This is a genomic window from Paraburkholderia sediminicola, assembly GCF_046027825.1.
In the GTDB taxonomy this organism is placed as follows: domain Bacteria; phylum Pseudomonadota; class Gammaproteobacteria; order Burkholderiales; family Burkholderiaceae; genus Paraburkholderia; species Paraburkholderia sediminicola_D.
In genome coordinates this window covers 15,489-35,269 of the sequence record NZ_JAQQDU010000046.1, presented here as the reverse complement: position 1 = coordinate 35,269, position 19,781 = coordinate 15,489, and the positions used below count along the sequence as shown (strand labels likewise).

Sequence of the window (19,781 nt, the reverse complement as noted above, 5' to 3'; positions counted from 1 at the left end):
GATCATTTCCGGTTATTCACCACCAGCTTTGGGGGAGCCGTCGCCGCAAACTTGCCGGCGCCGACCTTCTTTGCTGCATCAGCCTTCGCATCTTTCTTGCCGGCCTCGCCGACCTTGGCGTGTACGAACGGCATAAGCGTCTTCGCCGCATCGATCCGCAGCTTCGGCTCGGTGTTCTGGTCGTTCATGGCAGCGAGCAGGAACGCCTTCGGATCCGAGAACGTCAGAATCGTGTTCAGATCGAAGCCCGCGGCAACCGCTGCCTTCGTCATAGCTGCGTCGGTCTCGGCTTGCGCCGGTTTCGCCTTGGCCGGGCCCTTCTTCCGCCGCTCGGCCAGGTATGCGACGACGTCCTTGTCTTTAACAAGACGCGACCCGGCGGCCGATGCGGTCGCGGCGCTGTAGCCTGCCGCAATAGCCGCGTCCTTATTGGACTTCCCGGCTAAAACAGCATCGGCAAAGAGCCGTTTCTTGCTGTTAAAAGCCATTAACAAAAGCTCCAAAAAGGGAAAAATTCTGCGCGTGAGAGAACGGTCGGTTTCCCGTCATGCGAAACGCCAGAGATTCGATACCCCCACCCCCAACGTCGACGCAGATGCCATCAGCAGGCCGCAGGACGGCCTCGTTCAACCTCGCGCACGTGCCGCCGCCTCTTGCGCCGTCTTCGTGCTGTGGCAGTCAACGCACAAAAGGTTGAGATTTCCATCGTCGTTGCTGCCGCCCTGCTCGAGCGGCACGTCATGGTCGACCTGATCGCGCCACGGCAACCACACACAACCGCAGCCCTGACACCTGAACTGCTGCTCGACAGCAATGCGCTGGCGCGTCTTCACCCACTTGCTGCCGCGTATGCGTGGCGTCGTGCCTGCCTTGGCTTCGAGCGTTGCAACGCGGTTTGTGTTGGCCGCTGGTATGCGCGGCTTGAGCGTCGAAAGCTTTCGGCTCACTCGACGATCACCCGCATCGCACGCTTGATCTTTGCTTGGAGCTTCGCCTGATCCGGCACGTTGCCACTGAGAACGCAGCAGATCGCGAGCACGCGCAGGTATGGCTTGAGCCACCACTCAAACGTCACGTTCAACTTGATCTGGTGTGCCATGATGCGCTCCAACGCAAAAGCTCCGACATACAACCGCTGTAGAATTGTTGCGCCGGAAGGGCCGGCGCAACAAAAGGAAAATCTATGAGCGTGACAATCTTTAGAGCCACAGAACTGGCGGCACAAGTCGTTGCTGCTGCCGCTCAAGCGGGGAACTTGAAGCTTGATGGCGTCCCGATGGACGGCACAAAAGCACAAGAGGCCGGCGAAAAGGACGGGAAGTATGTCGCCGCCTTGATCAAGACCATTGCCGAAGGAATCAAAACCTAACGCAAACTAAAAAGCCCGCGAGGCTTTCACCTGGCGGGCTTCTATGGTTCGTTTGGGCGCGACTCTGCCCTCGAGCGAGATTCTAGGACATCGCCACAAAGGTTACAAGCGCTTTATGAGCCCCTTTGCAAACAGCGCCGGCCGCATGACCGCCTTAGCAGCGGCATAGTCAGCATCCTGTGTCGCTGGACTGCGCGGATTCGTGAAAACGAACGCGCCAGCGACGAAGTTGCGAACGGCCGTCATCACCGCGACGCGATGCTGGATGTTGAGCGCGAGGATAATGGGCTCGACTGCCGCGCCAGTTGACGACAGCAACTGAAAATCGACAACCTCGGACAGGTCTTCATAGTCCATCCACTGATTGCTGATCTTGAAGTCGCGGCACGTCGAGTCCGCGCCGCTGTAGCCGGCGACAGGCCTAAATCCTTGACTCCATTCGTACCAGTCGATGAGCACTGCGTCTACATCGTCGGCCGGAATCGCGTCGATCGTCATGTGTTTTTGCCTCTTTCCGTATTGTTCGCAGCGGTCGCCGTGCTTCATTCCAATCGCGCAGATCGTTTGCATATCACTAGCCAGCTCATAATTTCGTTCGTGCGGGCAACCCCTGCACGTTGCCCCCTTCAGTCTCGATCAGCGCGTCCACTGGATTGCGGTACACGCCGCGCGGCCGTGCAGTCACATCACCACCGTGAAGTGAATTCCCCACTGCATAAGCCACCGCACCAAATGGTTACGCAGTTCCTCACCGCGCGGGAACGGATATTCGATCTGAATGCGGCCATTGACGGTGTCGAGCTGGCCGGCGAGTGGGCATCCATCGAAAGTGATGATCTTGGCGCCCGTTACGCTATCAACGTGCTGGTGACTCGATGCGGTCAGTTTGTCGGGCACGTCGGCGTATTGGATGTAGGCGTGTGCGCTCATGACTTATCCCAAAGCGTTTCGGGCTTTTCGAGTGCCAACGGAGATTGCTTGAGTCCCATCAGCGTAGCGAAGAAATTCAACCATCCGCAGCCGTCGAGCCGCCCCTGCAACCGGTGCCACTTCATTTGTTCGCGCAGATTCATTTCGACGGTTTCTCTGGAACCCTCGGAGAGGCCGTGATACTCGACCATCCAGTCGACCATTTTCTTTGCGCTCAACACATGCACCATCTTTTGCACTGGATCGCTCATAAGACTCTCCTTACAGACTCTTGAGTAACGCCTGCAGCTGGCGCAGCTTGTCGACGTTGGCATTGCTTTCGGCATTAGCCTGCTCGATGGTGAGCGCCGCAGTTTCGATGTCAGACGCCAAAACGAGCATGCTGGTTGCCACCGTCCGCACGCGCTCGGACAACGCCGAAAGAATGTCGATCGGCGATTTCGCCGGTGCACTGACGACCTCAATATGCTCAACGCTGATTTCAGTCGCCACGTGCAATACCTCCCTTTCCCTGATTTCCACCCGTTGATACAAGCCGGTTTGACGCTCTCGAATCAGGCCCGCATCCTTCAGGCGCACGAGGCATCCATCGAGCACCGCTACATCGGGCGAACTTTTCGTAACTCGCCGAAGGTTTGACGCAATCTCGTTGCGAGACCATGCCTCTTGAATCGGCACCATTTCGAGCACCTTCTTTGCGATCGCCGATTGGGCGTTCAATGCAGACTGATATTTAGCTGGCGTCATGCCTTCTCCCTCACGTCCCATTCCAGATCACCACTGGCGAGAAATGGCGCCAGTGTCTTACGGTGCGTGTTCGTCGCCACCTGGGCGCGATACGAGCCATCCTTGTTGAAGCCGCCCTGCTCGAGGTGATCGCGCAAATCATCAGGCACTTCCACATGAGCGAGGATGTACCCTCGGCCGCGCGAGCCGCCACCGGCGAATTCAAGCCGCTCCGGACCAATCAACCGCACCGCGTTGAACCACGCGCTGTGATAGTTCGATTGCCGCCGGCCGCGCACGCTGCGCAACGTCTTCAACGGCAAATGTGCAAACACCTGCATTACGCTGCCTCCAGCATGGTTAATCCCATCTTGCGAGCGCGCCGCGGCGCCCAACGCCTAAGCGCGTCATCGAACTTCTCGCACTTCATCTCGTAGGGCGCGCCGCTGTTGTCGTACCAGTCGTGGCACTTGGCGCAGCCCGGCACAGTGAATTCATGGTCGGCCTTGCGCGCACCTGCCTTACCATGCTTCGACTGATTCGAGTGGCAGTCCACGACTGTCGGGTCTGCCCAATCGGTCCACGGACAGAGCACGTTCAAATAACAAGGCTCATCGCGACACGCTGCGAGATACTTCGCGCCTTCGGCAACCGTGACACGCTTGCGCCGTGTCTTAAGCGCTTTCGCGCGCAATACCGTTTTCGTGTGAAACGATGTCTTGAATGCTGTCGACGGCCCCGGCCGCTTGAATCCGGTGCGAGCTAGTGGCGTTTTCCGCTGCATGGGTGCCGATCGTTTCACGCGACTACCCGTCCAACTGTCACCATCGCGTGCATTGCGGCGAACAGCACGTCTCGGCTGGTCACCCGTTTCCTTTTCGCGACGTACTTTGGGTTTGGCCGATAGTCCGCCAGGCGCGGGAACGGTTTGCCGGTGAGCTGGAACGTCGCCCGGTAATTCGATTCGCTGCCCTTGACGTGTCCGCTCTCCTTCAGCGCACGCAGTTTCTTTTTGACGCTTTCGTACTGAAAGCCAGTCCCTTCCATGATGCTGGCGCTGTTCGACCCCGGATTAAGCATCAGGAATTCGCATATCCGACGCTGTTGCACACTCATGCCACGGTTTGCCATTTGCTAGATCTCCTTCACCGTGATGTCGTGCTTGTCGAGCATTTGCTTACGCTTCTGAATGTAGGTCCGGTTCTTCCGGGTTGCGGTCGACTTGACGTCTTCCACCACCTGCTTTCCGCTGGCGACGTCGATGTAAACGAAATCGGCGACGTACTTCGATGCGCGCTCCCAGGTGCCGTCGTCCCGCTGCCGGCGCTCGGTCAGAATGAACGGCACCTGCAAACGCAGATCGCGAATGACGCCGGCCGCCTCGAGCTGGATGAGGTGAAACCAGCGCGACCGCTCTTTCTGGCTATCGAACTTGATGCCGTCGTGCTCGCATTTGGTGTTGCGGTACTTCGGCATCTTCTTCGGCGACACCATCGACAGCGCCGGCACCGCGAACGGATCATCGACGTCGTCTAGCGCGCTTGTCTGCGGCGGGTTGCCGGTCAGTTCGTAGATGCGGCGCTGTGCGGTCGTCATGGCCGGGCGCGAGTCGTCGTGCACGCGCGCAGTGCCGACGACCGTCGTTCCGGCTGGCACAACCATCGGCCAAGGTGCTCGCTTGCTCATCCGTTTCCTTCCTGTTTGGCGATTGCAGCCCGTACGCGGGCAGCGACGGCCGGCATCGGATCTTCGTCAGTGAACGGCACGCCCATTTCCTTTGCCATCGCCCTAATGCCGCTCGCGGACTTATCCCACTCGCCCGCCGCCCTGGTGCCGTCAGGATTCCGTTTGACTGCCATACGGCCCTTCACGTCGCCAAAGCCTTTCGGGCTGATCAGGTAATCGAAGCCGGCGTGCGGCGGCAGGTCGACCTTGTCGCGCACCGCCGGGAAATACCGCGCCCACGCATCCGCGTCGCCCTTCAGGTGCGTCATGAACGCGCGAATCGCGCCGGCTCGCGATTCGACAAAGACGGCTTCATCCACCGCGCCGATACGCTCCCCGAGCGCCTTGTTGAAGGCTCGGATCACGGCAAGTTCGGCATCGGTGTACACGCTTTGGATCTCGTCCATCCAGCCGCCAGCGTTCAGCCACGAGGCGGCATGCGGGATGAACTGCGGGTTCGCCCAGCCCGTCGAAGTCATGGCTCGCTCCAGACCTGTCATCAGGTCGTTGAAGAGCTGCTCGTTCGGATTCAGCTTGGCAAAGGCCTTCTCGGCCGTTTTCTTTGATCGCTTCCGCGGATACCGCTCCCAGAAAATCTCAAAGCGTTCGCGGAGCGAGTGCGAAAGGTTTTCTTTTGAAGTTGTCTTTTGGTCTTGTCTTTTGGAGTTGTCTTTTGTGGGGGGTGATTCACCCTGCCCATCGTGGGGAATCACCCCGTCGAAACAGGGGGAATCACCCTCGACAGCAGGGGAAATCCCCCTGCTATAACCCGGCTTGTTCACAAGTTTCCGTGCTTCCTCAATATTCCAGGTCGTGTGGCGCTTGTTCACGCTGTACGACGAGCGGGCATAGCGACCCACACCACGAACAAGAATGTTCATCTCGACCAATTTGTTTAGCGTGCGCCGGACGTCCGCCGCGTCGATACCCGTCTCGGCCACAAATTGACTCGACGCTATGTCATCGACAAGCTTGTTGAAACCATAGGTCTGCCACATCACAACATCGAGAATGCACCGCTGGTTAGCCGTCAGGCGCGCCCAGGTGATCGCGCGCTGCAACTCATTAGCGACGCGCATATAGCCGTCCTCGAGCTGCGCACCGCGGAACTCGGGCAGATGCAGGACGTCAGCAAGCGCCATGTCAGTCCGTGCTCGGCAGGCCAATGGTCTCGTTCAGCACGCCGGTGGCTGCGCATTTCTGCTCGCCGCGCACCTGCAGCGCTTCGTCGTCGAGCAGCTCGCGAACGCGGCCGCATACGCTCGACAGACGCAGGTTCGTGCGATCGGCGATTTCCTGCCGCGTGAGCGTCAGGTGCTCGCTGTAGAACAGGTTCGTGATCATCTGCTTTTGGGTGCAGCGCTTTGTTCCGGTGATCGAGTCATAGCCGGCCAGTTGCGTGTGTGTGGCGCGCATCAAGACACCTTTCGGAATTCGTGTTGGACGGTTTCGCCGGTCGTGGACAGCGCCGATTCGACCACGCGCAAGGTGCGTTGCTTGACGCGGATGTCATCGACCAAACTGCTGTGAAGCCGCGGTAGTTCCCCCGGATCAACGCCGTCGAGTAAGTCAGCGGCGTCCGACTCCGTGCGATGGTTGGCGCGCATGATCGTTTGCACGAGCTCGTGAGCGTTCAGCTGGACATCGGCATCGTGATGGCGCGCCCGCGCCGCGCAGTCGATTTGAACGAGGATCTCGTTCAGCAGATCGACGCGCCGCTCAAGCGGCAGCGCGGCGAGAATCGAATTCTCGAAGTTGGCCGGCATCAGGTTGTTGTCTTTCGACTCGTCGTCCAGCCAGCGCCAGATGCGATCGGCGTGGTTCTTTTGCGTGGTGTAGACGTCGCCATGCTTATCGAACACGATCGCGCCCGACATGTGGCCGCCGATTCGCTCGTGGGCAGCGACGATCTCTGCCGCCGCCGTCTCACGGCTCCAGCCGCGCGCCTTGCGCCAGGCTGCGACATGGTCGCGGATGATTCCGATTCGGGACTTGTGCGAACTGTCTCGCATGATCTGTCACTCGTTAGTGGCTACAGTGTCAACGTGCGATAAGGACAACTAAACCGACGCATGTGACACAGGGAGAGAAAAATGAAAACGCTACGGGAATCTTTTGCTGCCGCCGCGCCCGATGGGCGCGCGGCAGTTACTTCGCTACTGCTGCTGGTTGCGCTGCAGCCGCTTTCAGCGCCTCAAACTGCTTCGCCAGTTCCGTCCGCGCCACGTCGTATTCGCCCGGATGGCGCGCGCCGCGTATCGCGATCGCGCACAGCGCCTCGCGAATCTGCTTCTGTTCGGTTGCAGTGAGCGCCATGCTAAGCAGCCCTCTCAGCAATCGCGTTGGTCAGGAAGATGTCGGGCCGGGCAAGCCGGACACCAGCGGGAATACCCCGCACCTTCCAGTTTTGGACGCGCTGAGTGCCGCCGTCGGGATCGAATCCGAGCAGCTTGGCGAGTTTGGCGGGACCGCCGAGGCTCTCAATCAACCTGCGGTCGGCGTCGACAGTGAAGGCGGTAGGGTTCATGAGGCATTATTAAACACCACGTTTAGTTTTGCCGCAAGAAATTTAAACGTGCTGTTTAACAACAAAACGTTTACTTCGGCGAACATTCCGCGCATGCACGCGACAATGGAACGGTTATACGAAGCCGCTCGTCTCCTCCACCAAATCGAGGGGCCGGCTAAGCTCGCCAATTTTTTGAATATTTCGGAGCAACTGGTTAATAACTGGCAACGCCGCGGCGTCTCCAAAGGCGGGATGCTCGATGCGCAAAAGAAAATTGGCTGCAGCGCCACTTGGCTGGAAACGGGCGAGCCGCCGATGATGGCCGCGAGTGTCGCAGCGCCCCACCATGCCCGCGCCGCGTCCGATTCATCGAAAAACGATCGAAAGAAAGCAGTAATCAAAACGCAACCCGAATCCAGTCGCGATACACTGCCTGCCGGGGAAACATCCGCGCACCGGCTACGCAGGGCTCTCGGCGATAAAAAGGTCTCGCCGACCGAACTGGCATCCGTCGCCGGCATCGGCGTCGAAACGGCGGCGCTTTGGCTGGGCGGTATTGGCCCCGATATGTCGATGGTTCAGGCCGTCGCGATACAGAACACCTATGGCGTGAATTCGGTGTGGTTGCTCAAGGGCAAGGGAGAGCCTGGCGTAGCCATACGGTACGCGGACGCGTACGACCCGATCACGGATCTTAAATGGCGCGGGGCGCCGGTCGTGGGGTTTGCTCAATTGGGCGATAACGGACATTTCGTCGACATCGAATACCCCGTCGGTTACGGCGACGGATTCGTTGCGTCGCCGACCGAGGACAAGGACGCTTACGCACTCCGATGCGTCGGAGACTCGATGCGCCCCCGAATTAAAGACAGAGAATTTGTGGTTGTTGAACCGAACCACATAATTGAGCCGGGCGATGAGGTCTTAGTCAAATCGAAAGACGGCCGAGTCATGGTCAAGGAATTTCTTTACGAGCGCGCGGGTCGGGTACATCTCATATCAGTTAATGAGACGCACGCGCCGATTGCCATCGAGAAAGACAATATCGAGAAGATGCACTACGTGGGGTGGATCGCAAAGCCGTCCGCGTGGAGGCCAGGCTAAAAATTTAGAGGGCCTTGAGCGCTAGCGTTATGAGGCCGCCACTTCGGGGTTGTTCAGCATCGTATGCACCCCAAGCAATGTGTCCCTTTTAGCAATCCGTGGGCTCGACCTCAAAAAATGATCAAGTAAACCACTTGAGAATAACTTTTAAGTTAATATCTTGCGTATAGCTGCCGTTATCCAGTCTACGTGGTCGATCTTCGAGCAGCTCGACGAGCGAGGAGATGGCGTGCTTGCGGGCGTGAAGCCTGCGGACATGAGCAAGTGCACTGCCTTCTTAAAGAAGGCGGCTGAGCACGGGCCTGCTTCGCTACCTGACAATCGAAGTCACCACGTGAGCACCGAAGAACCAAAAATCTGGCAATTCGATGTGACTGGAACGTTGCGCCTGCTTTGGTTCTATGACGAAGGGAAGATGGTCGTTATGACGCAGAGCTTCTATAAACCGGGAGGGAAGAAAAGCACCACCCCGCGGAAGCTGGTGGTGCAGGCGCAGGATACCTATCGTCGTTACTTCGAGGCAAAGGCGAGCGGCGAGTTAGACATTGTGGACGAGGATACCCATGAAGATCAGTAACCGGTACAAAGAGGCATTCGAACGGGCGAAGGAATCGCCGGCCTACTGGACCGAGAGCGCTTTGCTCGACGTTGCGCGAAATCTGCTCGCTCGGATGAAAAAGCTGGGCGTCACGCAGAAGACCCTTGCAGAGCGGATGGGCAGGAAGGCTCCCTACGTGAACCGCGTCCTGAGTGGACGGCATAATGTAACGGTTGAGACCCTGTCGGAAGCCGCCCATGCGCTCGGGATGCGCGTAGACATTCGGTTCGAGCCGCTCAAAAAAGAGCACAGCATCGAGTCGATCACGAGCGGCCCAGCCACGGTTGCGCACGCGAAAAGTACGGCGGCCTTGCGACTGGTGAGGATTGAGCCTGTTCGAGGCACCATGACGGCAGACGCGACGGGTGAGGAGCGGATCGCGGCATGAACAGCGAGAAGTTTCAATTCCTGCTCGGTCATGTCGCACTTCATCGGGTCATTCCCGTGCGGATCGACTTCACGCTGTCGCCGACATTCGAGCCCTTTCAAATAGAGCCGGCCTATACTCGCGTCAATTGGGCTACTGGTGATATTCACGTTGCTGAAATGGAGCTGGAGACGCCTGAAGGACCTCAACAGGTCAATCTCATGCGTTTTCATGTGACCACTCGCACGCGTCTGGTTCGTGTGGGCGAAGGTGGCGTCCCGCCAGACAGCCAAGAGCCGGAGGAAAGCAATGTCTGGATGGATGCGACCGTCGAGTTCATGCTCGAATATGGGCTGCGCGGCTGTAAACACGAGGATCTTGACCAGGACGCGATCAGCGAATTTTCGGCAAAAAACGTTCCGCACAATATGTGGCCATATTTTAGAGAGATGGTTCAAAACCTTGCCACTCGCGCCCAGCTGCCTATACCGACCATCCCTCCGTTTCGCATACCAACCACGCACCAGCCGGCGTCCAAGTAACGGCCATAGGCCTGCAAAAACCCGCTCGAAGCGGGTTTTTTTTCGTCCGATCAATAAGAAGCCGCAGACATAGCTTCGGCTTAGAGGCACGCACGCCGGATCGCCGGGCGCGCGCGGATTCTTGCACGGTACAAGTGCCTCTGCAATCAGGTGTTTTGGCTGACAACTATCAGCATCGGACTGGTGCGGTCGAATCCTACGAACCATCAACTAAACATTTTGTTTGACTGAAATATAAACATCGTGTTTAATTCATCTCACGCACTCGCCGACCCACCGGGAGACATTGAGATGAGCACCCTGCACGCACCGGCGCCTCGCTTCACTGAAGCAACGCGGCCGACCAACGAAATCGAGTACTTCGAAAACGGCGGTATGAGCGACGCCGAGCTCGAGCAGTACGCGCGCCGCACGACCAAGCGTCCGCTGCTCTGCTTCGCTGTGATCGCCGCGTCGCCGTTCGTCGCTGAAGGCCTCTGCCGCTTGCTGGGAGCGTGGTGATGCAAATCAGCTACAGCGAGAAGTCGGAGCCGTACGCGTTCGTGATGTTCTTCGTGGTGGTGGACGACTTTGGCAACGAGGTCGATCTCACCAACCTGCACAAACGGTCGCTCCACCCGATAGCCGAGGCATTCGACTTTTGCACCGAACCGGAGATGCACTGATGCGCGACATCAAGTTCGCCGTGCGCATGTGCGCCGCCTTCGTCGCAATCGTGCTGATTCTCGCGAAGATGCAGCAATGGGACGACGCCGAAACTGTGCACGTCCGCGCCGTCATGGCCCGCAACACCTAATCCCGTAAAGGCTCACCGATGAATACGTTTCCCGTGATTTTAGTACTCCTGTTCATGGCAATGACAGTTGGAATGCTCGCGGGATTCATTCTCGGAAGCATGTGCACTACCGCCAAGCTCGCGGATGCAGCCGATCCGGCACTCGAACGTGAAAACGATGCGTGCTATCCGCGCATCGGCGATTAGCCAAACGTCGCTGGAGCTCTGACATGGCTTGTTCTGACACCACGGTTCTTCTGATGTTCGGGGCCGTCGCGCTGGCGGCCGTGGCAGGAGCGCTGCTCGGATTTCTCCATCTGCGTAATAGCAAGGATTGATATGCCTGCGCCGATCCGTATCACCGATGACATGGTGGCTCGCGAGTTTCGCCTGCAGCGCTGCCGCGGTTCCGCCCTCGACGCGATCACCAACCCGATCGTGCGGCGCTGCCTGGAATTGGGGGCGAGTGTCCGCGCAGCGCGCGAGTCGACGAGTGATTCCAGCAACCACCGCGACGCGAAACTGCGCGCGGCCAACGATCTCGACTGATATGTCACGTTGCCACGTCCGTTGCCGCCACTGCGCGACACGCCGATGCCTGCGTCGGAACCCAAGGCATTACGCACGCCTTCCCGCCTGCACGGTGTGCGGCAAGCGCAACTACCGCGTCGATCGGTGGATGAATCGACGCGACACCGGCAAAACGCGGTGCGACTGCGCCGGCTACTGGTTCCCGCACCGCCGCGGCTCGCTGTTCTGCTGGAACCGCGTCGACGGGAGCGGCCGTTATCCCGGCGATGCGGATTTCGCCGATCGCAACTATGACGGCCTGGCGGCCTGAGCAACTGGCGATGGCTTCCATATCCCAGCTTGCCGGCATGTTGCCCCGCGACCCGAAGTTTCGCGAATGGCTGTCGTCCGCGACCAAGGTCGACCAGCTGACCGCCGAAGAAGCTGCGGAAGTTATCCGCCATGTTTGTCAGATCGACAGCCGCCGACGCCTCGCCACCGATAAGGCAGCGGCAGAGCGCTTCCACAATATTTTGCGCCGCCCGTTCGCCGAGTGGCGCGCAAAGCAGCACTAACCTCACCCTTAATGGAGAAGCAGATGTCCCTCTTTGCATCGCTGCACCCACTCGCGCAACGCACGACCCTCACGCTACTTATCACCGCCGAAGGTGACCAGCTGCGCGTGAACGTCACGCCGCGCGCCAACGACGACACGAAGGGCGAAAAGCCGCTCTACCCGCTTTCTATCCTCGCGACACCCGACGAGCTCGACCGCGATTTCGCCGAAGCGGTTTCGATCTATGAGCCCAGCACGCTGTCAGTACTCGATCAGGCGCGTGCTGCGAGCGCCGCCAACGGCACCGTCGACGCGGTAACGAAAGCGCTTCCCGCGCCGGCGACGAAAGGTAAAGGCGGACGTAAGCGCGCGGAACTGCCGGCGCCGACAGAGAGCGACAACGCGAGCGGCGACGGTGGCGATACGCCGCCGATCGACCCACGTCAATCGCAAATCCCCGGCATCGAACCCGACGCCGAGCAGGCCACCCCCGAAACGCCTGCAGTAGCCGCCGAGCAGGATTCCAGCAACGCGCAGCCCGCCGCCGAGGATGACGGCGTCGACCTGCTTTAAGGAGCGCGCGATGAAAACCGAAACGCTCGCTCGCGAATTCCGTTACAACGGCGCGAAGCTCACGGATCCGTCTCCGACCTTTTCGCTTCAACAGGTGCGCGACTTCTACGGCAACACCTATCCGGAGATCGTCAACGCCGAGATCGAAGGGCCGGAAATCGTCGGCAACAAGAACGTTTTCACGTTCCGCCGTGCCGTCGGTACCAAGGGCGCAACCGACGAACTGCTGAGCGTGCGCCAGAAGATCACCGCGGTGCTGGAAAGCACTCGGCCGATGCCGATGGCTATCCTGACGTACCTGCATCAGGTCGAGCGCTTTGCAACGGCACATGTATGCCCGCTGCTCGACGAGGAAGTGAAATTCGTCGACGCGCTGCACGCACGCTATGTTGTCGCCCCGGTGCAGGAGGTGACGGCGTGACGCTCGACCAACTCCGCGCCGAGCTCACCGGCGGCACGATCTCGAGAACCGACATACCGGCGATCGACGTGCGCGCTGGATCGGATGCGCTTACCCACCGACTTCATCAGGTGGCGTCGAAGCGCGCCGCCGGCGTCCGCCTGCAGTTGCCCTGCCATCACATGCCGGTGTTGCCATGACGTTCGCAGCCCTCGCTCTCCCCACCCTCGAAGCGGTACCCGCGGCGTATGCAATCCGTTCCGGTGAGTCGTTCGTGCGACCGCTCGCGCTGTCGATGCTCGACTCAGGCGTAATCGTCGAAGCGGATGTACAGCGTCGGCCCAAGTCAGAAGCCGCGTTGGTTGCCGAGGCGCTGACTCGGCGCTGGGCACGGATCACCGAAGGCATGCGCCTTTTCGACTGGAATTTGCGCATTGAGCAGGCTCCAGAGGGCTATTTTGGGGATCGAACCAAATCGGCCGACCACTTCTGGGCAATGATCCAGACGACTGGCGGCGCAGTTTCTTGTCGTCACGTATGCATCGGCGGTGCAATGCAGGCCCTCGAAGCTGTCCGCGAAGGCCTCGGACAAACGGTGCTCGCCGCCCTGTACGACGCTTTGAACATGCTGCCGACGGTCTGCACGCCGCACTTCATGCTTGGCCTCGCCGAGTATATGTACTGGTACGGCGAGAGCAACGAAGCCTATGCGATCGACGAAGCCATGCAGATACACGACGTCAAGACGCGCGAAGAACTGCTAACACTAACGGACTTCTTCACGCGGTCGCAGTTTTTCGCCGGCATGCCCGAATGGGCTGCGCTGCCGCGGCGTGTTCTCACACGCAACCAGATCACGCGCGCCGCCAATAGCGACCCGCTCGCTCGCGAAGTGGTCGACGCAATGACCACGATCTGGGGTATCGCCTGCCATTACGGCCCGTTCGCCGATCTCCGGTCGGGCGACGTTGGGGCCGACCTCATCGATTTCGGCTTGGTCGTCCGGTGGAGCGAAGACGACGTCGCGGGCCGCATCATCGACGACTACGCGCATCAGGCCTGCGAAGGCGAATACCTCGAGGCGTCCGCCGTGACGCCGCTCAAGATTGTGGGCGGCGATCTGGCTGACTGGCTAAAGCACATGGAAGCGACCGCGCTGCTCGCGAAGGCGGTCGAACACCTGCTGACGATTTTCATGCGCGACGAGTTCGCGGCGCCGAAGAAACTGATACGGGTGCTCGTATGAATCCGGTCCAGATCGCCCAGGATAGCGACGTGGAACTCACGCTCGACAGCGCGCTGTTGTTTTACCGGGCGCAGGCAACTAACCACATCTATGCGACCCAGCACAGCGCCCGCGTCGTCGACGGCAAACCAGCACTGCTGCCCGGCGTGCCGATCACGCTCGACCAGTTGGCCGACATTGCGGACGCGGCAGCGAAGAAAACCAGCTATCGCGGGTTCGTCCATGAGCGTGTTGTCTACTTCGCGCCGAATCAACTCGTATGGTGGGTTCCAGCGTGCAGGCGCCGGGTCTGGTTCAAGACGCAAGACGCCATCGGCGAGCGCGCCGGCGAAGCCAATCACCCGCCGCTGGTGTTCGTCGTCAACAAGTCCGGCTGGTCGGTTTTCGCACTTCGCGAAAACGCGCGACCGGGCCCGTCAACCCGGCTGTACACCGCGCCTTATTACAACGTTTGGGAAAACGGCGAAATCTGCGAAGGCAACGTCAAGACGCCCGACAGCATCAGCTCGGACAGCATCAAGCCGTTCGAAGACGCGTTCTTTCGCAGCCGCTTCACTCACTCGAATAACCCTCGACTTATCCACAGGCGCGGTGGCGCTGTGCGTCTGTGGCTGGATCTGCTCGACGGCGCCAAATTCCCCACTGACCGCCTGATCGCCACCGGGCGAACGCTCGCCGCCGAGATGATCGGCAACATCAAACTACTGGATTGATCTCATGGAAAAGCTACTCGCTGAATTTCAGGACGCCACCAAAGAAGGCCTCCGCGACATCGCCGCAGCGCTCGAAAGTTTCTCGCGTGGCGTTGCCGACGAGCTCGCACGCGCCAAGCCGCGTGCGATCGCCGCCGCCGAAGATGACGAAGCGCTGCCGCTCGACGTCGCGCTGTTCGATAGCGCGCCGACGGTTGCGGTACCGAAGCACGCACAGTTCGCGCCGCTCGCGGACGTTGGCCACCGCTTCCTCATGACGGCCGAGGGTGTGTTTGTTGAAGTGCGCCGGCCGTGGCTCCATGTCATCCAGCAGTTGGCCAAGCATAACGACGTGGGCCCGAAGCCGCCTTACGGCCTGGTGATGCCGAAGATCGAACTTGCTTTCGGCCGACTCGGCGTCGCGATGCCGTTCGTGCAGGCGTTCGCCGAGGAAGCGCAAAGCGCGCTGCCGAACGAGCACGCCGCCTGGATCGTGTGGGATCAGGAAAAGAAGGCGCTCGCCTACAAGGCGCTTCACGTCTCCGCATCGTCGCCCGGCTCGATCACCTTCACGCGGCCGGAACTGGAACCGCACGAATCACTCGCGATCGATCTGCATAGCCACGGCGCCGGCGAAGCATTTTTCAGCGCGACGGATAACACCGACGACGCCGGCGAAGTGAAGATCTCCGGCGTGCTCGGAGGCCTCGGCGATGGTGGGACGCCAAGCGTCGCATTCCGCTTGTGCGTGCTCGGCCTGATCATCCCGTTGAAGGTGCCGGCATCTGCCGTGTTCAAGGTTCCGGAGCCGGCATGACGCACATCACGCCCGCGCATTTTCTCGATCGGCGCGTGAACATCGCGCTGATCGGCTGCGGCGGCAATGGCTCGCAGATGCTGACAGGCCTCGCGCGACTTAATCACGCGCTGACCGCGCTCGGTCATCCGGGCTTGCACGTCACGGCATTCGACGGCGACACGGTCAGCGAAGCGAACATCGGCCGCCAGATGTTCAGCCCGGCCGACGTTGGCATGCACAAGAGCGTCGTGCTGGTTCACCGGCTGAATGCGTTCTTCGGTCTTGACTGGCACGCCCGGCCGATTCACGCGGGCCCGAGCGAGCTAGTCAACGTGGGCGCCGGTATCGCGGTCGTGTGCGTCGACAGCGCAGCTGCTCGAGCAAAGCTCGCGCCGATCCTCGCGAAGACTGCCACGTACGTGATGGATCTCGGCAACCGCGCCAGCGACGGGCAAGTGATCTTCGGCCATGGCTTTGCGCACGGCAGCAAGCCTTGCGGCACCTCGCTGCGCTGGCCGTACGACGTTCTACCCGAGTTGATCGACACAACGGTACCGGAAGACGACACGCCCAGCTGCGGCCTCGCCGAAGCGCTCGAGCGGCAGGAGCTTTTCATCAATCAGGCGATCGTTACGCCGGCGCTCGGGATCCTGTGGGAGTTTTTCCGGCACGGCCGGCTCAGCTGGTGCGGCGCATTCGTTAACCTGAAAACCGGGCATGTACGGCCGCTGCCTGTGGATAAGTGGAGGGCGACCTGATGAGCTTTGACTACATCCGCAAGTACTACGAGGTGCCCGCCGAGCGCGGTCGCCAGGTGACCTGCTACGGAGAACGCGGCGTAATCGTCGGCGCCGACGGCCACTATCTCTGCGTCGTGATCGATGGCGACAAGAGCGAAGAAGAACGGCGCTATCACCCGACCGACAAGGTCGAGTACGGCGAGATCGTCGATGTGCCGGTGCTGCGTGAGTGGCGCTGCCTCGCGCCGTGGAACGAGGCGTGGCAGTACGAAGCCTGGTTCACGGTGACGGCTAGCACGCGAAGCAAAGCGAGATACAAGGCTTTTCTCGAACTCTCGGACGTCAGCGATATGCGCGGCAAAGACATGATCCGGATCCGCGTTAGGGTCGTGCCAAGGCTCCACGCGACACAGGACGACGAAATCGGCAACGACGAACTGCCTTTTTAGGCAACTAGCGCGCGCACCAACCCCGTATCTATCTACAAAATAGGATCAAAGCCTAAGAGCCATGCCAATGCCAATAACAACCGCGCCAGCGATGAAAAACGCAAATGACATGGCCGTAGCGTTCTGCGAGCGACCGAGAGATTCGTGGATCACTTTTATCGCAATTTCTGATGACGGTGGAATCGTTGCACTCCAAGCACGGGCTCGCGCGCGGAACCCACGAACACCGCAACAGATCCCCGTGAGAAATACGGCGAGGCTGATCAACAGATACGACTTCACTTCATGGAAATGCCCGTTTGCCAAGAGCGCCTGTGACATTGCCAGTAGCGCAACGATCGAACCGCTATTTAGCGCCACGAGCAGCTTCATCGTTTCCTGTGACCACGTATTTTCTGTATTGATCGCATCCATATCGCCCCCGAGTTTTCGGAAATCGTAGCATGACCGCCCTTACCAATAAGCTCGACGTAGGAGCGAACCAATGTACCTCGACCTGATCGGCGGCGAACACGCCGGGCCGCTTTTCGTGCCGGTGAAGCGCCGCGCGCCGCTGATCACGTCAGGCAAGAACGCCGGTCGCCGTCGGCGCCGGCGCGAGCGTCGCGCAATGCCACCGTGGGTGAAGCTGTCGGACATCCGGCCGCTCTACCGCGAAGCCAAGCGTCTGACGCTCGAAACCGGTGTGCTGCACGTCGTCGACCATATCGTACCGCTCGACGGAAAGATCGTCTGCGGGCTGCACGCGCCGCACAACCTGCGCGTCATTCCCTGGTACGAGAACGCGATCAAAGGTTGGTTCTATTGGCCAGGAATGCCGTTCGAACAAATGGAGCTTTTGTGATGGATTCGCGCGAAATGTTTTTGGTGATGGGTTACGGCGAAACGCCGCTACCCGAGATCGAGCTGGTTTCTACACTCGACGAGGCATTCAACGCTGTGGCGCGCATGGTCTACGGAGATCCCTCGCCGAGCGAGCTGCTTGAGGCACGTGCCGATTTTTGCGACTTTGAGGAACGGGTGCGCGATGGTTTCGAATGGCACGCCGAATTCGAAATTGGGGGGATCCGCGCGTGGAAGGTGTGCGGCCCGGACGACCTGGTCAGCGCTCTCGCCGCGCGCAATGATGGTGCCGCAGATGGCGCGGGGCTTGATCCGCACGGCTTCGACGTGACGCTCGGCGAGCGCATGTACATCGATAGCTCACAGTCCTACCGCAACGGAACGGTGACACTCACCATCAAGCGCAACCCGCGCCGCTCGGCGGCGGGGGACTGAGATGTTAGTCCAAACAACGGACAATTTCGATTGGAGAGGTCGTCAAAATTTCCGGGATCACGATGTCGGCGCCCGACCAGTATCGCTTCGCAATTCCTTCCGCATGAGGAAGAAAGAATTCCCCAGGCTGCGGAAACCGCTGAGACAACAAATTGAACGCTGCGCGATGCTGCGGCGCTGCGGCATCAACGATCCTCACTTCATACAGGCGGAAGTGCGGTGCGAATTCGGTGGGGCGGCGTGCTCGAGCAACGCCCTCGTCGTCAAAGACGAATATCGAGTCGAAGCGGCTTGGAAGATCGGGAAACTCTGCGCGCCTAATGGCTTCAAGCACAAGCTCGCTAGACAACATATATGCATTAGTTCCATTACGGATGTCATAACGGCGCAAAAAGTGGCCCCAGTTCCCTGGGTTCAGCCGGCTACCCGGCGAAAGGTCCACTGTCGTGAAGTGATAGTGCGTGCTCATGAGGTCTCCAAATGGAACGAAATCCTAGCATGACCGCAGCAGCACAACGAATTCTTGGAACCACGCGTAAAGAGCGGGAGGTTAAATGATCGGGTCAATGTTTTTGTCAGTCGACGAGCTGGTCGAACTCACTGGCCGCCGCCAGCGCGAATCGCAGGCGCAAGCCCTTCGCATGATGGGAATCGAGCACAAGATGCGCGCCGACGGTCGTCTGGTGGTTTCTCGCCGCCATGTCGAGCAGGTGTTGGGCGTCGCGTCCGCCGGCGCGGTCGATGTAGACGCGATGATCGATTGGAGCGCCGCGTAATGCCGTTGCCCCGAAAAAAAGAAAACAAGGGGCTTCCCACGCGCTGGCGAATGCTACACGGCGCCTATTACTTTCGCGTACCGAAGGGATTCGAGTCCGAGTGGGATGGGAAGCAGTTGTTCCGGCTTGGCAAGACGCTGCCGGAGGCCTACCGCACATGGGCTGATCGTATCGCGTCGATCGATGATGCGAAGACGATCGCCGACCTGCTGGACCGGTACGCGCTCGAAGTCGTTCCAAAAAAGAGCATCACCACCCAGGCGCAGAACGGCATAGCGATTAAACGACTGCGCACGCTGCTTGGCGCGGTGCCGCTGCTTGGTCTGAAGCCGCGCCATGTCTATCAATACATCGACAAGCGATCCGCCAAGATCGCCGCGCGCCGCGAGATCGAGATTTTGTCACACGCTTATACGAAGGCCGTCGAGTGGGGCTATCTCGACCGCCACCCTTTCAAAGGCGAGGTGCGGCTCGACGGTGAAAAGGCGCGAACGCGATATGTTGAGGACTGGGAAATCGTCGAGTGCTTGGCGATCGACTCGCGCCGCAAGGTTGGAAGCGTGCTGGCCGTTCAGGCATACATGCGAATCAAGCTACTCACAGGCATGCGCCGCGGCGACCTGCTGCGCCTGACGATGTCGAACCTGCAGGACGACGGCATACACGTCACACCGGGCAAAACTGAGGACTCGACCGGCAAGCGCCTCATTTACGAGTGGACCGACGAGCTGCGCGAGTACGTCGCGATGGCGAAGTCGGTGCGGCCGGTCTCGATCTCGCCCTGGCTGTTCTGCAATCGGCGCGGCCAGTGCTACTTCAACGAGACGACCGGGCGCGCCGGCGGATGGGACACGATGTGGCGCAATTTCATGAAACGAGTGCTGAAGGAAACGAAGCTCAAGGAACACTTCACCGAGCACGACATGCGAGCGAAATGCGCCAGCGATGCGGAGACGCTCGAGCACGCGCAAGCGCTTCTGGCGCATGCCGACAGCAAGATAACGGAGCGGGTGTACAGGCGAAAACCGGAGCGAGTAAAGCCTTTGAGATAGCTGCTCAAAGGTACAACCCCGATTTAAAGGTACAGCGGCGAAAAATGATCGGCCGCAAAGCCTTA

Annotated in this window: 41 protein-coding genes; 24 read left to right on the top strand and 17 right to left on the bottom strand. The window is 59.8% G+C overall.

The window, feature by feature from the left end; all coding sequences use genetic code 11:
- Positions 1-2: 2 nt before the first annotated feature.
- From PQQ96_RS23880 to PQQ96_RS23870, 3 genes are all read right to left on the bottom strand, one after another.
- Positions 3-488: a terminase small subunit gene (locus PQQ96_RS23880; protein WP_408297262.1), complete on the bottom strand. Its 486-nt coding sequence runs from the start codon at positions 486-488 to the stop codon at positions 3-5.
- A 138-nt stretch (positions 489-626) separates the two neighbouring features.
- Positions 627-947, bottom strand: coding sequence for an HNH endonuclease (locus PQQ96_RS23875; protein WP_408297260.1), 321 nt, complete (start codon positions 945-947; stop codon positions 627-629).
- On the bottom strand, positions 944-1,099 hold the full coding sequence (locus tag PQQ96_RS23870) for a hypothetical protein (protein ID WP_408297258.1): 156 nt from the start codon (positions 1,097-1,099) through the stop codon (positions 944-946). Before PQQ96_RS23870 ends, PQQ96_RS23875 begins: the two co-directional genes overlap by 4 nt.
- Before the next feature lie 84 nt (positions 1,100-1,183).
- On the opposite strand from PQQ96_RS23870, the gene PQQ96_RS23865 reads away from it, so the two are divergent.
- Positions 1,184-1,369 carry a hypothetical protein gene (locus PQQ96_RS23865; RefSeq protein WP_408297256.1) on the top strand — a complete coding sequence of 62 codons (186 nt, stop codon included), beginning with the start codon at positions 1,184-1,186 and terminating at the stop codon, positions 1,367-1,369.
- A 102-nt stretch (positions 1,370-1,471) separates the two neighbouring features.
- On the opposite strand, the gene PQQ96_RS23860 is transcribed toward PQQ96_RS23865, so the two are convergent.
- The 12 genes from PQQ96_RS23860 to PQQ96_RS23805 all read right to left on the bottom strand — a co-directional run bounded on the left by PQQ96_RS23860 (position 1,472) and on the right by PQQ96_RS23805 (position 7,066).
- Positions 1,472-1,867: a hypothetical protein gene (locus PQQ96_RS23860; RefSeq protein WP_408297254.1), complete on the bottom strand. Its 396-nt coding sequence runs from the start codon at positions 1,865-1,867 to the stop codon at positions 1,472-1,474.
- A 183-nt stretch (positions 1,868-2,050) separates the two neighbouring features.
- Positions 2,051-2,299, bottom strand: coding sequence for a phage portal protein (locus PQQ96_RS23855; RefSeq protein ID WP_408297252.1), 249 nt, complete (start codon positions 2,297-2,299; stop codon positions 2,051-2,053).
- Positions 2,296-2,550, bottom strand: coding sequence for a hypothetical protein (locus PQQ96_RS23850; RefSeq protein ID WP_408297250.1), 255 nt, complete (start codon positions 2,548-2,550; stop codon positions 2,296-2,298). The genes PQQ96_RS23855 and PQQ96_RS23850 overlap by 4 nt, the downstream gene beginning before the upstream one ends.
- A gap of 10 nt (positions 2,551-2,560) precedes the next feature.
- Positions 2,561-3,046: a hypothetical protein gene (locus PQQ96_RS23845; protein ID WP_408297248.1), complete on the bottom strand. Its 486-nt coding sequence runs from the start codon at positions 3,044-3,046 to the stop codon at positions 2,561-2,563.
- The gene (locus PQQ96_RS23840) at positions 3,043-3,366 is read right to left on the bottom strand and encodes a hypothetical protein (RefSeq protein WP_408297246.1); all 324 of its coding nucleotides are present in this window, start codon (positions 3,364-3,366) and stop codon (positions 3,043-3,045) included. The genes PQQ96_RS23845 and PQQ96_RS23840 overlap by 4 nt, the downstream gene beginning before the upstream one ends.
- On the bottom strand, positions 3,366-3,827 hold the full coding sequence (locus PQQ96_RS23835; protein ID WP_408297244.1) for a hypothetical protein: 462 nt from the start codon (positions 3,825-3,827) through the stop codon (positions 3,366-3,368). Before PQQ96_RS23835 ends, PQQ96_RS23840 begins: the two co-directional genes overlap by 1 nt.
- Positions 3,824-4,156, bottom strand: coding sequence for a hypothetical protein (locus tag PQQ96_RS23830; RefSeq protein ID WP_408297242.1), 333 nt, complete (start codon positions 4,154-4,156; stop codon positions 3,824-3,826). The genes PQQ96_RS23835 and PQQ96_RS23830 overlap by 4 nt, the downstream gene beginning before the upstream one ends.
- A 3-nt stretch (positions 4,157-4,159) precedes the next feature.
- Entirely contained in the window at positions 4,160-4,711 is a 552-nt protein-coding gene (locus PQQ96_RS23825; RefSeq protein ID WP_408297240.1) for a DUF1064 domain-containing protein, read from the bottom strand.
- Positions 4,708-5,892, bottom strand: a complete 1,185-nt coding sequence (locus tag PQQ96_RS23820; RefSeq protein WP_408297238.1) for a replication protein — start codon at positions 5,890-5,892, stop codon at positions 4,708-4,710. The genes PQQ96_RS23825 and PQQ96_RS23820 overlap by 4 nt, the downstream gene beginning before the upstream one ends.
- Position 5,893: 1 nt before the next feature.
- Positions 5,894-6,166 carry a hypothetical protein gene (locus PQQ96_RS23815; RefSeq protein WP_408297236.1) on the bottom strand — a complete coding sequence of 91 codons (273 nt, stop codon included), beginning with the start codon at positions 6,164-6,166 and terminating at the stop codon, positions 5,894-5,896.
- Positions 6,166-6,762, bottom strand: coding sequence for a toxin YdaT family protein (locus PQQ96_RS23810; protein WP_408297234.1), 597 nt, complete (start codon positions 6,760-6,762; stop codon positions 6,166-6,168). Before PQQ96_RS23810 ends, PQQ96_RS23815 begins: the two co-directional genes overlap by 1 nt.
- Positions 6,763-6,898: 136 nt before the next feature.
- Positions 6,899-7,066 carry a hypothetical protein gene (locus tag PQQ96_RS23805; protein WP_408297232.1) on the bottom strand — a complete coding sequence of 56 codons (168 nt, stop codon included), beginning with the start codon at positions 7,064-7,066 and terminating at the stop codon, positions 6,899-6,901.
- Here PQQ96_RS23805 and PQQ96_RS23800 point away from each other — a divergent pair.
- The 19 genes from PQQ96_RS23800 to PQQ96_RS23710 all read left to right on the top strand — a co-directional run bounded on the left by PQQ96_RS23800 (position 7,065) and on the right by PQQ96_RS23710 (position 16,610).
- Positions 7,065-8,363, top strand: coding sequence for a S24 family peptidase (locus tag PQQ96_RS23800; RefSeq protein WP_408297230.1), 1,299 nt, complete (start codon positions 7,065-7,067; stop codon positions 8,361-8,363). The genes PQQ96_RS23805 and PQQ96_RS23800 overlap by 2 nt on opposite strands.
- A gap of 256 nt (positions 8,364-8,619) precedes the next feature.
- Positions 8,620-8,940, top strand: a complete 321-nt coding sequence (locus PQQ96_RS23795) for a type II toxin-antitoxin system RelE/ParE family toxin (protein ID WP_408297342.1) — start codon at positions 8,620-8,622, stop codon at positions 8,938-8,940.
- Complete coding sequence (locus tag PQQ96_RS23790; protein ID WP_408297228.1) at positions 8,927-9,349, top strand: helix-turn-helix domain-containing protein; 423 nt, start codon at positions 8,927-8,929, stop codon at positions 9,347-9,349. The genes PQQ96_RS23795 and PQQ96_RS23790 overlap by 14 nt, the downstream gene beginning before the upstream one ends.
- Complete coding sequence (locus PQQ96_RS23785) at positions 9,346-9,870, top strand: hypothetical protein (RefSeq protein ID WP_408297226.1); 525 nt, start codon at positions 9,346-9,348, stop codon at positions 9,868-9,870. The genes PQQ96_RS23790 and PQQ96_RS23785 overlap by 4 nt, the downstream gene beginning before the upstream one ends.
- A gap of 291 nt (positions 9,871-10,161) precedes the next feature.
- Positions 10,162-10,371, top strand: coding sequence for a hypothetical protein (locus tag PQQ96_RS23780; protein ID WP_408297224.1), 210 nt, complete (start codon positions 10,162-10,164; stop codon positions 10,369-10,371).
- On the top strand, positions 10,371-10,535 hold the full coding sequence (locus PQQ96_RS23775) for a hypothetical protein (RefSeq protein WP_408297222.1): 165 nt from the start codon (positions 10,371-10,373) through the stop codon (positions 10,533-10,535). Before PQQ96_RS23780 ends, PQQ96_RS23775 begins: the two co-directional genes overlap by 1 nt.
- Positions 10,535-10,666, top strand: coding sequence for a hypothetical protein (locus PQQ96_RS23770; protein ID WP_408297220.1), 132 nt, complete (start codon positions 10,535-10,537; stop codon positions 10,664-10,666). The genes PQQ96_RS23775 and PQQ96_RS23770 overlap by 1 nt, the downstream gene beginning before the upstream one ends.
- An 18-nt stretch (positions 10,667-10,684) precedes the next feature.
- A complete protein-coding gene (locus PQQ96_RS23765; RefSeq protein ID WP_408297218.1) occupies positions 10,685-10,852 on the top strand; it encodes a hypothetical protein in 168 nt (55 codons plus the stop codon).
- Positions 10,853-10,984: 132 nt separating this feature from the next.
- Positions 10,985-11,194: a hypothetical protein gene (locus PQQ96_RS23760; protein WP_408297216.1), complete on the top strand. Its 210-nt coding sequence runs from the start codon at positions 10,985-10,987 to the stop codon at positions 11,192-11,194.
- A gap of 130 nt (positions 11,195-11,324) precedes the next feature.
- Positions 11,325-11,486: a hypothetical protein gene (locus tag PQQ96_RS23755; RefSeq protein ID WP_408297214.1), complete on the top strand. Its 162-nt coding sequence runs from the start codon at positions 11,325-11,327 to the stop codon at positions 11,484-11,486.
- The gene (locus PQQ96_RS23750) at positions 11,467-11,730 is read left to right on the top strand and encodes a hypothetical protein (RefSeq protein ID WP_408297212.1); all 264 of its coding nucleotides are present in this window, start codon (positions 11,467-11,469) and stop codon (positions 11,728-11,730) included. Before PQQ96_RS23755 ends, PQQ96_RS23750 begins: the two co-directional genes overlap by 20 nt.
- A 23-nt stretch (positions 11,731-11,753) precedes the next feature.
- Entirely contained in the window at positions 11,754-12,284 is a 531-nt protein-coding gene (locus tag PQQ96_RS23745; RefSeq protein ID WP_408297210.1) for a PRTRC system protein E, read from the top strand.
- Between the two features lie 10 nt (positions 12,285-12,294).
- A complete protein-coding gene (locus PQQ96_RS23740) occupies positions 12,295-12,705 on the top strand; it encodes a PRTRC system protein C (protein ID WP_408297208.1) in 411 nt (136 codons plus the stop codon).
- Positions 12,702-12,884: a hypothetical protein gene (locus PQQ96_RS23735; RefSeq protein WP_408297206.1), complete on the top strand. Its 183-nt coding sequence runs from the start codon at positions 12,702-12,704 to the stop codon at positions 12,882-12,884. The genes PQQ96_RS23740 and PQQ96_RS23735 overlap by 4 nt, the downstream gene beginning before the upstream one ends.
- Positions 12,881-13,930 carry a PRTRC system protein F gene (locus PQQ96_RS23730; protein ID WP_408297204.1) on the top strand — a complete coding sequence of 350 codons (1,050 nt, stop codon included), beginning with the start codon at positions 12,881-12,883 and terminating at the stop codon, positions 13,928-13,930. The genes PQQ96_RS23735 and PQQ96_RS23730 overlap by 4 nt, the downstream gene beginning before the upstream one ends.
- Positions 13,927-14,643, top strand: a complete 717-nt coding sequence (locus PQQ96_RS23725) for a PRTRC system protein B (protein WP_408297202.1) — start codon at positions 13,927-13,929, stop codon at positions 14,641-14,643. The genes PQQ96_RS23730 and PQQ96_RS23725 overlap by 4 nt, the downstream gene beginning before the upstream one ends.
- Positions 14,644-14,647: 4 nt before the next feature.
- Positions 14,648-15,439 carry a PRTRC system protein A gene (locus PQQ96_RS23720; RefSeq protein WP_408297200.1) on the top strand — a complete coding sequence of 264 codons (792 nt, stop codon included), beginning with the start codon at positions 14,648-14,650 and terminating at the stop codon, positions 15,437-15,439.
- Entirely contained in the window at positions 15,436-16,179 is a 744-nt protein-coding gene (locus tag PQQ96_RS23715) for a PRTRC system ThiF family protein (protein WP_408297198.1), read from the top strand. Before PQQ96_RS23720 ends, PQQ96_RS23715 begins: the two co-directional genes overlap by 4 nt.
- Entirely contained in the window at positions 16,179-16,610 is a 432-nt protein-coding gene (locus tag PQQ96_RS23710; RefSeq protein ID WP_408297196.1) for a hypothetical protein, read from the top strand. Before PQQ96_RS23715 ends, PQQ96_RS23710 begins: the two co-directional genes overlap by 1 nt.
- 45 nt (positions 16,611-16,655) lie before the next feature.
- On the opposite strand, the gene PQQ96_RS23705 is transcribed toward PQQ96_RS23710, so the two are convergent.
- Positions 16,656-17,024, bottom strand: coding sequence for a hypothetical protein (locus PQQ96_RS23705; RefSeq protein ID WP_408297194.1), 369 nt, complete (start codon positions 17,022-17,024; stop codon positions 16,656-16,658).
- Between the two features lie 70 nt (positions 17,025-17,094).
- On the opposite strand from PQQ96_RS23705, the gene PQQ96_RS23700 reads away from it, so the two are divergent.
- A complete protein-coding gene (locus PQQ96_RS23700; RefSeq protein ID WP_408297192.1) occupies positions 17,095-17,454 on the top strand; it encodes a hypothetical protein in 360 nt (119 codons plus the stop codon).
- The gene (locus PQQ96_RS23695; RefSeq protein ID WP_408297190.1) at positions 17,454-17,888 is read left to right on the top strand and encodes a hypothetical protein; all 435 of its coding nucleotides are present in this window, start codon (positions 17,454-17,456) and stop codon (positions 17,886-17,888) included. Before PQQ96_RS23700 ends, PQQ96_RS23695 begins: the two co-directional genes overlap by 1 nt.
- A 4-nt stretch (positions 17,889-17,892) precedes the next feature.
- Here the strand turns inward: PQQ96_RS23695 and PQQ96_RS23690 are convergent, their stop codons facing one another.
- Positions 17,893-18,357, bottom strand: a complete 465-nt coding sequence (locus PQQ96_RS23690; RefSeq protein WP_408297188.1) for a DUF2441 domain-containing protein — start codon at positions 18,355-18,357, stop codon at positions 17,893-17,895.
- A 97-nt stretch (positions 18,358-18,454) separates the two neighbouring features.
- On the opposite strand from PQQ96_RS23690, the gene PQQ96_RS23685 reads away from it, so the two are divergent.
- Positions 18,455-18,664: a DUF4224 domain-containing protein gene (locus PQQ96_RS23685; protein WP_408297186.1), complete on the top strand. Its 210-nt coding sequence runs from the start codon at positions 18,455-18,457 to the stop codon at positions 18,662-18,664.
- On the top strand, positions 18,649-19,716 hold the full coding sequence (locus PQQ96_RS23680; protein WP_408297184.1) for a tyrosine-type recombinase/integrase: 1,068 nt from the start codon (positions 18,649-18,651) through the stop codon (positions 19,714-19,716). The genes PQQ96_RS23685 and PQQ96_RS23680 overlap by 16 nt, the downstream gene beginning before the upstream one ends.
- Positions 19,717-19,781 lie beyond the last annotated feature (65 nt).